Annotated in this window: 6 protein-coding genes; all 6 read left to right on the top strand. The window is 53.8% G+C overall.

The window, feature by feature from the left end:
• Positions 1 to 1,259 (top strand): ATP-binding cassette domain-containing protein (locus QZ105_RS09605; protein ID WP_293729702.1); only part of this gene is annotated, 1,259 nt, incomplete at its 5' end.
• On the top strand, positions 1,256 to 2,377 hold the full coding sequence (locus tag QZ105_RS09600; RefSeq protein ID WP_293729701.1) for an ABC transporter permease: 1,122 nt from the start codon (positions 1,256 to 1,258) through the stop codon (positions 2,375 to 2,377). The genes QZ105_RS09605 and QZ105_RS09600, both read left to right, overlap by 4 nt.
• 16 nt (positions 2,378 to 2,393) lie before the next feature.
• A complete protein-coding gene (locus tag QZ105_RS09595) occupies positions 2,394 to 3,509 on the top strand; it encodes an ABC transporter permease (protein WP_293729700.1) in 1,116 nt (371 codons plus the stop codon).
• 10 nt (positions 3,510 to 3,519) lie between these two features.
• Positions 3,520 to 4,170, top strand: a complete 651-nt coding sequence (locus tag QZ105_RS09590; protein ID WP_293729699.1) for a TetR family transcriptional regulator — start codon at positions 3,520 to 3,522, stop codon at positions 4,168 to 4,170.
• Positions 4,171 to 4,300: 130 nt separating this feature from the next.
• Positions 4,301 to 7,234: an acyl-CoA dehydratase activase-related protein gene (locus tag QZ105_RS09585; protein ID WP_293729698.1), complete on the top strand. Its 2,934-nt coding sequence runs from the start codon at positions 4,301 to 4,303 to the stop codon at positions 7,232 to 7,234.
• Positions 7,235 to 7,247: 13 nt separating this feature from the next.
• Positions 7,248 to 8,492, top strand: a complete 1,245-nt coding sequence (locus QZ105_RS09580; protein ID WP_293729697.1) for a 2-hydroxyacyl-CoA dehydratase — start codon at positions 7,248 to 7,250, stop codon at positions 8,490 to 8,492.
• The last annotated feature ends 66 nt before the right edge of the window (positions 8,493 to 8,558 follow it).

Below are 8,558 nucleotides of genomic sequence, written 5' to 3'. Positions count from 1 at the left end.
AGCCGACGGTGGGCGTGGACCCGCTGTCCCGCCGCGAGCTGTGGCAGATTTTGCAGGAGTTGGTGGCCAGCGAAGGGATAACGGTTATTGTCAGCACGGCTTATATGGAGGAGGCGGAGCTGTGCAGCAGCGTTATCGTTTTGCATGAGGGCGCGGTGCTGGCGCAGGGCACGCCGCAGCAGCTGCGGCAGTTAGCTGCGGGGCGCTGCTTCCGCTTGCAGCCGCCGACGGGAGTGCCTACCCGTATTTTGCAGGCCTGCCTGCTGGATGACAGCGCAAGAGTGCTGGATGCGGTGCCGGAGGGCGGCGCGGTGCGCTTTATCGTCAGGGATACGCAGGCTCTGCCGCAGCTGGACGCCTATAAATATTTCAGCGGCTTGATTTTGACGCAGGTAACGCCGCGGCTGGAGGACGGCTTTATGCTGCTTTTGCGCGAGCGCGGCGGCGACGGCTTTAATAATGAAAGCTTTCCCATAGATTACCGGCGCGGCTTTCGTGCCGGTACGGACCTGGACATAGAGGTGCGCGAGCTGGTTAAGCGCTTCGGCGATTTTATTGCCGTAAACAATACGTCTTTCAGCGTGCGCCGCGGAGAAATTTTCGGGCTGCTGGGGCCTAATGGCGCGGGCAAGACGACGACCTTTAGAATGCTGTGCGGGCTTTTGCCGGCGACCAGCGGCAGCTTGTCGGTGGCGGGGATGGATTTGCGGCGGGCGCGTAACCAGGCGCGGGCCAACGTTGGTTATGTGGCGCAAAAATTTTCCTTGTACGGCAATTTGACGGTGGACGAAAACCTGCATTTTTACGGCGGCGTGTACGGCTTGGACGACGGCCGTTTGCAGCGGCGCATACAAACCGTCAAGGAGCAGTTTAATTTGCTGGACGCAGCGGAGATTCCGACGGAGCAGCTGCCGGGCGGCTACAAGCAGCGCTTATCCATGGCGGCGGCGCTGCTGCACGAGCCGAAAATTTTATTTTTGGACGAGCCTACCAGCGGCATCGACCCGCTGGCCCGCCGTTTATTTTGGCGGCAGATTACGGCGCTGGCAGCCAATGGCACCACCATTATTATTACCACGCATTTTATGGAGGAAGCGGAATACTGCGACCGTATTATGATTCAGGATCAGGGCAGAATGCTGGCGCTGGATGCTCCGGCGGCGATTCGCTGCCAGCAGGGGCGGCGCTTGCCGGATATGAACGCGGCCTTTATTGCAATCGTTGAGCAGGCGCATTCTGCGGCAAAGGTAACATTATGACGACGGGGATTTGGACGCGCTTGCGCGCTTTAATCAATAAGGAATTTAAGCAGCTATTGCGAGACCGCAGCAGTATGTTGATAGGCGTGGCTTTGCCTATTATGCTGATTTTTATTATCGGCTACGGGTTGTCGCTGGATGTGAAAAAGGTGCCGACGGCGGTGGTTTTGCAGGATACGTCGCCGGTGGCGCAGGATATGCTGAGCTTTATGACGGGCTCCGATTATTTTGAGCCCCATTATGTGACCTCCATGCCCGAGGCCATGGAGCTGATGGATAAGCGGCAGGTGGACGCCATCGTGGTAGTGCCGCCGCGCTTTACGCAGCAGCTTTACCAGCAGCGGGGCCAGGTGCAGCTCATTCTTTACGGAGTGGAGGCGGCGACGGCCACGATGATTAAAAGCTATGTGGAAAGCGGCTTGGCCCAATGGCAGCAAAGCCAGCTGAGCCTGGCGGGGGCCGGGCAACTGGGCACGATAACTGTGGCCGGCAGGCTTTGGTTCAATGAGGCTAACACCAGCACCTGGTATTTTATTCCCGGTATTATAGTTCTCATTATGTCCATCGTGGGCATTTTTCTGACCTCGCTGGTTATGGCGCGGGAATGGGAACGGGGCACGCTGGAGGCCATCTTCGTCACTCCGGTACACGCGGCGGAGCTGGTGCTGGCCAAAATAGCGCCCTACTTCTGCGTAGCCATGCTGGGCTTTGCTCTGTGCCTGGCGTCGGCCTATTATATTTTCGGCGTGCCCGTTCGCGGCTCCCTTGGGGTAATTATCTTTTCTTCGATGCTGTATCTTTTGGTGGCGTTGGGCATCGGGCTGACTATTTCGGCGCTGACAAAAAATCAATTTCTGGCCTGTCAGGTATCGCTTTTGGTCAGCATTATGCCGGTGATGATGCTGACGGGATTTTTGTTTGATCTGCGCAGCGTGCCCGCCTGGATAAGCGCTATAGGCTATGTGCTGCCCCCGACCTATTATATGCAGCTTTTAAAAACGCTGCTGCTGGCCGGCAATAATTGGAGCCTGATTGTGAAGAATAATCTTATTTTGCTGGGATACGCAATTCTGTTTATGGCTTTGGCTTTGAAGGTAACGCGCAAGCGGCTGGATTGAAGGAGCGGGACTGATTATGCAGGAATTAAAAATATTTTTACGACGACTTAAATTTATTATTGTCAAGGAGCTGCTGACCACGATTAAGGACCCGCGGGTGCGGACGATTTTAATCCTGCCGGTTATTGTGCAAAGTATTGTCTTTGGCTATGCTTCCACATATAATCTGGATAACGTGCCCTATGCGCTGCTGGACCACAGCCGCAGCGCTCTGTCCGCCGAATTTGCGGCGCGCTTGGACGGCACGGGAATTTTTCATCGGGTCGTTACTTTGCAGAGCAGCTCGCAGATAGCGGCTTGTATAGATTCCGACGCCGCTTTGCTGGTGGTGACGATACCGCAGAATTTTGCCGACAGGCTGCACGCGGGGCAGCAGACGCCGCTGCAAATAATTACGGACGGACGCAATACCACGACGGCGGGGATTGTGGCAGGCTATGTGAGCAGCGTGGCGGCGGATTTTAACGCCTGGATGCACGGCGGGCGGCAGCTGCTCAAGGTTGAAACCATCAGCTGGTACAATCCCAATTTGATTACGCGCTGGATGTTTTTGCCAGCCATGCTGGGGCTGCTGACCTTTTTGCAGACCATGATTCTGGCGGGGCTTTCCGTAGCTAAGGAGCGGGAGCAGGGGACTTTCGACCAGCTGCTGGTGACGCCCTTAACGCCGGGCGAAATTTTGCTGGGCAAGGCGGTGCCGCCCATCCTCATCGGTTTGCTGCAGGCTACGCTGGTGCTGCTGGTGGCGCGTTTTTGGTTTGCCATTCCCTTTGCCGGTTCGCTGCTGACGCTGTATTTAACGCTGTTTATTTTCTTGGCGAGCAGCGTGGGCATCGGCTTGTCCATTTCGGCAATTTCCAAAAATATGCAGCAGGTTATGGTGTACTGCTTCGTTTTGCTGCTGCCCATGACGCTGCTGTCCGGTATGGCTACGCCGGTGCGCAGTATGCCGGAAGCGCTGCAATACGCTACCTATGCCAATCCCTTGCGTTTTGCTATCGACGCCTTTCGCCGCATTTATCTGGAGGGCTGCGGCATGGGCGATATTGCCCTGAATTTTATTCCCATGCTTATCGTAGCGGCGGTAACGATGCCGACGGCGGCATGGCTGTTCCGCAATAAGCTTTCATAAGGAGAGAAACATGACGAAAAAAGCATCTTATACGCATATTGCGTCCCGCAGCGACGGGCTGGAAACCCGCGCCCATATCATCGAATGCGCCGGACGGCTGATTGCCGGCCGCGGCTTTGCGCAGACCACCAGCAAAAGTATTTGCCAGGCGGCGCAGGTTAATATGGCCGCCGTCAATTATCATTTCGGCAGCCGCGACGGCTTGTATATCGCCGTTTTGCAGGAGGTTCACGACCACCTTATGACCTTAGAGGAATTGGAGCGACTTTATCATAGCGAGCAATCGGCGGCAGATAAGATTAAGGCATTCGTTCGGATGTATATTTCCCTTTTAAAGCAGGATAATTGGTATGTGGAAGTGTGGACGCGCGAGCTGCTGACGCCTTCGCCCATGTTCATGCAGGTTTTAAACATCAATATGCCTAAATTTCATATCGTGCTGCAGCTTTTTGCGAGCTATTTGGAGCTGCCGGCAACGGATATGCGCTTGTACAGCTGCATCTTCGGGACGATGGCTCCCTTTATGCTGCTGTATTTGCAGCACCGCAGCCCAATCGTACAGCATTTATCGGGGAGCTTTGACCGCGGCGATTTTTTAAATAAGCTGGAAGCTTACGTCCTGGATAATTTGGCGCAGTATAAAACTACGCTGGCAAAATGATGAATAAATTGTGAAGTTTGCGGTTTTTTTAGTTGTTTATTCGCGTAACCCTTTTACTAATTCGCAGTTAAGCGGTAAAATATAAAGTGAAAATTTATGGGCAAATTACTTAAAGTTAACGGAGGTTACTATGCGGATTGGATTGGACGTTGGCAGCACCACTATCAAGATAGCGGCGCTCGATGACGCTGGCAATTTGCTGTATTGCAAGTACCAGCGGCATTATAGCCAGATCGCCAAAAGAATACTGGAATTGCACGACGAACTTTTACAAAAATTTCCTGGACTGCGCACGGCGCATCTGGCTATCAGCGGCAGCGCGGGCATCGGCATCGCCGAAGGCTGCGGCTTGCAATTTGTGCAGGAGGTTTTTGCCGAAAAGGTTTGCACGGAACGGCTGCACCCGGAAACGGACGCGGTTATTGAATTAGGCGGCGAGGACGCGAAAATATTATTCCTGGGACGTCACTTCGACGCGCGCATGAACGACAGCTGCGCGGGCGGCACAGGCGCGTTTATCGACCAGATGGCCTCGCTTTTGAACGTAGAAACTGCGGCTATGAACGATTTGGCGCGGCAGGCCACGACTACCTACACCATTGCCAGCCGCTGCGGCGTTTTTGCGAAAAGCGACATTCAGCCGCTGCTAAACCAGGGCGCAGCCAAGAGCGATTTGGCGGCCAGCATTTTTCACGCTGTGGCCAGCCAGACGGTTACGGGACTGGCTAAGGGACGCCCTATTGAGGGCGACGTCCTGTATCTCGGCGGTCCGCTGACTTTTATTAGCTGCTTACGCGAAAGCTTCGATAATATTTTAAATATCAAGGGCGTGTGCCCGGAAAACAGCTTGTATTACGTGGCGATGGGCGCGGCCTTCTGCGCCGAACGCGAGGTGGATTTGGACGAGCTGCCGGCAAAACTGGCGGCGGCGATTAAGACGCATACCTTCGAGCATTTGCCGCCGCTGTTTAAAAATCAGGAGGAATATACGGAGTTTGCGCGCAGGCATCAGCGCGATTCCGTCGCTATCGGTTCGCCGGAGGGCGCGGCGCAGGCGTTTATCGGCATAGATTCGGGCAGCACGACGATTAAAATCACCGTCATCAGTCCGCAGGGCGAGCTGTTGGATTCTTTTTACCAGAGCAATAAGGGCAACCCCGTCGTTGCGGTGCGTGATTATTTAACGGACTTTTATCAGAAATATCCCGGCTGCCGCCTGCTTGGCGGGGCTGTTACCGGTTACGGCGAGGATTTAATCCGTCACGGCTTCGGCATCGATTACGGCATTGTCGAAACCATGGCGCACTTTTACGCTGCGCAGCATTTGGAGCCGCAGGTAGATTTTATTCTGGACATCGGCGGGCAGGATATGAAGTGCCTGAAAATCCATAACGGCGCGATTGACAATATATTTTTGAACGAGGCCTGCTCCAGCGGCTGCGGCAGCTTTTTGCCGACCTTCGCCGAAATCTTAGGCTACACTGCGGAAAAATTCGCTAAAATCGGTTTGTTCGCCGACAAACCGGTGGATTTGGGCAGCCGTTGCACCGTATTTATGAACAGCAGCGTCAAGCAGGCGCAGAAGGACGGCGCTTCCGTCGCCAATATCAGCGCGGGTCTATCCATCAGCATTGTGAAAAACGCCTTATATAAAGTTATTCGCCCCGGCAGCAAGGAAGCCATTGGCAAGCACATCGTCGTACAGGGCGGCACGTTCCTGAACGACTGCGTGCTGCGAGCTTTCGAGCAGGAGATGGGCTTGCAGGTAGTGCGCCCCAATATCGCGGGGCTTATGGGTGCTTACGGCGCGGCGCTGTACGCGCAAAGGCGTTATGCAGCAGACCCGCGGCCGACGGCGATTGTGAATTTACAGCAGTTGCGCGCTTTTACGCACACCGTTAAAGGAGTTACTTGCGGCTTGTGCAGCAACCATTGCCATCTGACTGTCAATACCTTCGCCAGCGGCAAGCGCTTTATCAGCGGCAACCGCTGCGAACGCCCCATTACGCACATGGCGCCCAAGGACGATTTGAACCTGTACCGGCAAAAGCTGGAGCTGCTCAGGCAGCTGCCCAACAACGAACAGCCTGCGCACGGCGTTATGGGCGTGCCCATGGGACTCAATATGTACGAGCTGCTGCCGTTCTGGCAGGCCCTGCTCAACGCTTTGGGTTTTAAGGTGCTGGCCAGCCCGATAGAGGATAAAACGATTTACCGCCTAGGGCAGGGTACCATCCCCAGCGATACGGTGTGCTATCCGGCGAAGCTGATGCATGGGCATATTAAATGGCTTCTGAATAAGGGCGTGCAAAATATTTTTTATCCCTGTATGACGTATAATATCGACGAACACAGCGCGGAAAACTGTTATAATTGTCCCGTAGTGGCTTATTATCCCGAAGCGCTGCACGCTAATATGCGCGAATTGGGAAAAGTGCATTTCTTCTTTGATTATCTGGGATTGCTGCATAAAAAGGTTTTGGTGAAAAAGCTTTACGAAATGTTTAGCAAGGATTACCCGGATATGACCAAGGCGCAAATAAAGACCGCCGTCGACGCGGCGTTTCAGGCGTACTATGCGTTTGAAGCGCAGGTGCGTGAGCGCGGCGAAAAAATTATCGCTCAAGCGCGCGCGTTGGGTAAGCCCCTCGTAGTGCTGGCCGGACGGCCGTATCATATCGACCCCAAGGTCAACCACAGCATTGATCGTCTGATTACGACCATGGGCGCGGCGCTGGTCAGCGAGGATGCCGTGAGCGTTTATGTCAAGCCGCAGGATTTGGACGCTGATTTACAGGTGCTCAATCAATGGACCTATCACAGCCGTTTGTACGCCGCCGCTAAATACGTCGCCGAAAATCCGGATATGCATATGATACAGCTGGTAAGCTTCGGCTGCGGCTGCGACGCCATTACTGCCGACGAATGCCGCCGCATTTTAGAAGAGCGCGGGCGGATTTATACGCAAATAAAAATAGACGATATCGATAACCTGGGCGCCGCTAAGATTCGCATTCGCAGCTTGTTCTCGGCGGCCAACCTGTTCGATTTGGATAATAACTAAAGGAGGGTTTTGGATGGCGGAAGCTACAAATCCCGGTTTCATACCCTTTACTGAGGAAATGAAAAAGACCCATACCATTCTGATTCCCGGTATGCTGCCGCTGCATTTCTCACTGCTGCAGGCTGCGCTGAAAAGCTGCGGCTACAAGGCGGAAATTTTGCAGAACACCAGCCGCGAGGTAGTGGAAACGGGTCTGAAATATGTAAATAACGATATTTGCTATCCGGCGCTTTTGGTAATCGGCCAGCTGCTTAACGCGCTGGAAAGCGGCAGGTACGATTTGCAGCGCGTGGCGCTGATTATCAGCCAGACGGGCGGCGGCTGCCGTGCGTCCAATTATATTTACCTGCTGCGCAAGGCTTTGGAAAAGGCCGGCTTCAGCCACATTCCCGTTATCAGCTTAAACGTCAGCGGTTTGGAAAAGCAGCCTGGCTTTCATCTGGACGCTTCCATGCTGCGTAAATTTTTGGCGGCGGTCATTTACGGCGACGCTTTAATGTATCTGACGAATAAAATTCGCCCTTACGAAGTGGTGCAGGGCGCCAGCGACGCTTTGGCTAAAAAATGGCTGGAAAAGCTGGACGCGGCTTTCCAAAACGGCAAGGCCCAGGCGTTGGGCAGCATTAAAAAGCTGACTAAGGCTATCGCCGAGGAATTTGCCGACGTGCCCATCGTCAGCGCGCCGAAAACCAAGGTAGGCATTGTGGGCGAAATTTATATTAAATACGCCGCGCTGGGCAATAATAATCTGGAAAAATTTTTGCAGCAGCAAAAATGCGAATATATGCTGCCCGGTCTGCTGAACTTCGTGATGTACTGCGTGGATACATATTTAACCGATTATAAGCTGTACGGCGGCAGCTTTTTGACCTACGGCGCGAATAAGGGCGCGATGTGGTATTTAAAGCATTTGGAAAGTATTCTGCATCAGGCGCTGAGCAAGGCGCCCTTCAGCCCGCCGGCTACTTATGAAGAAACGAAAGCCATGGCGAAGGGCGTGATTGGTTACGGCAATAATATGGGCGAGGGCTGGTTGCTTACGGCAGAAATGCTGGAGCTGGTACACAGCGGCTATACTAATATTATCTGCGCCCAGCCCTTCGGCTGTCTGCCCAATCATATCGCCGGACGCGGCATGATTAATAAGATTAAGGAGATTGCTGAGGAGGCCAATATTCTGGCTATCGATTACGACGCCAGCGCTTCCCGCGTCAATCAGGAAAACCGTATCAAGCTAATGCTGGCGACGGCAAAATAAATAATAAAAAATAAGGGTCTTTGCCAAAAGCTGTGGTCGGCGCTCTAACGTTTGTGTGGTGGGCGC

Origin of the sequence: uncultured Phascolarctobacterium sp. (assembly GCF_905212365.1) — a bacterium.
Classification (GTDB): Bacteria; Bacillota; Negativicutes; order Acidaminococcales; family Acidaminococcaceae; genus Phascolarctobacterium_A.
Note: the sequence above shows the minus strand (reverse complement) of the source record. Positions and strands in the feature narration are given on the sequence as shown.

Coding starts and splice junctions, on each gene's coding strand:
- QZ105_RS09600 (WP_293729701.1), top strand. CDS start 1,256: ATGACGACGGGGATTTGGACGCGCTTGCGCGCTTTAATCAATAAGGAA.
- QZ105_RS09595 (WP_293729700.1), top strand. CDS start 2,394: ATGCAGGAATTAAAAATATTTTTACGACGACTTAAATTTATTATTGTC.
- QZ105_RS09590 (WP_293729699.1), top strand. CDS start 3,520: ATGACGAAAAAAGCATCTTATACGCATATTGCGTCCCGCAGCGACGGG.
- QZ105_RS09585 (WP_293729698.1), top strand. CDS start 4,301: ATGCGGATTGGATTGGACGTTGGCAGCACCACTATCAAGATAGCGGCG.
- QZ105_RS09580 (WP_293729697.1), top strand. CDS start 7,248: ATGGCGGAAGCTACAAATCCCGGTTTCATACCCTTTACTGAGGAAATG.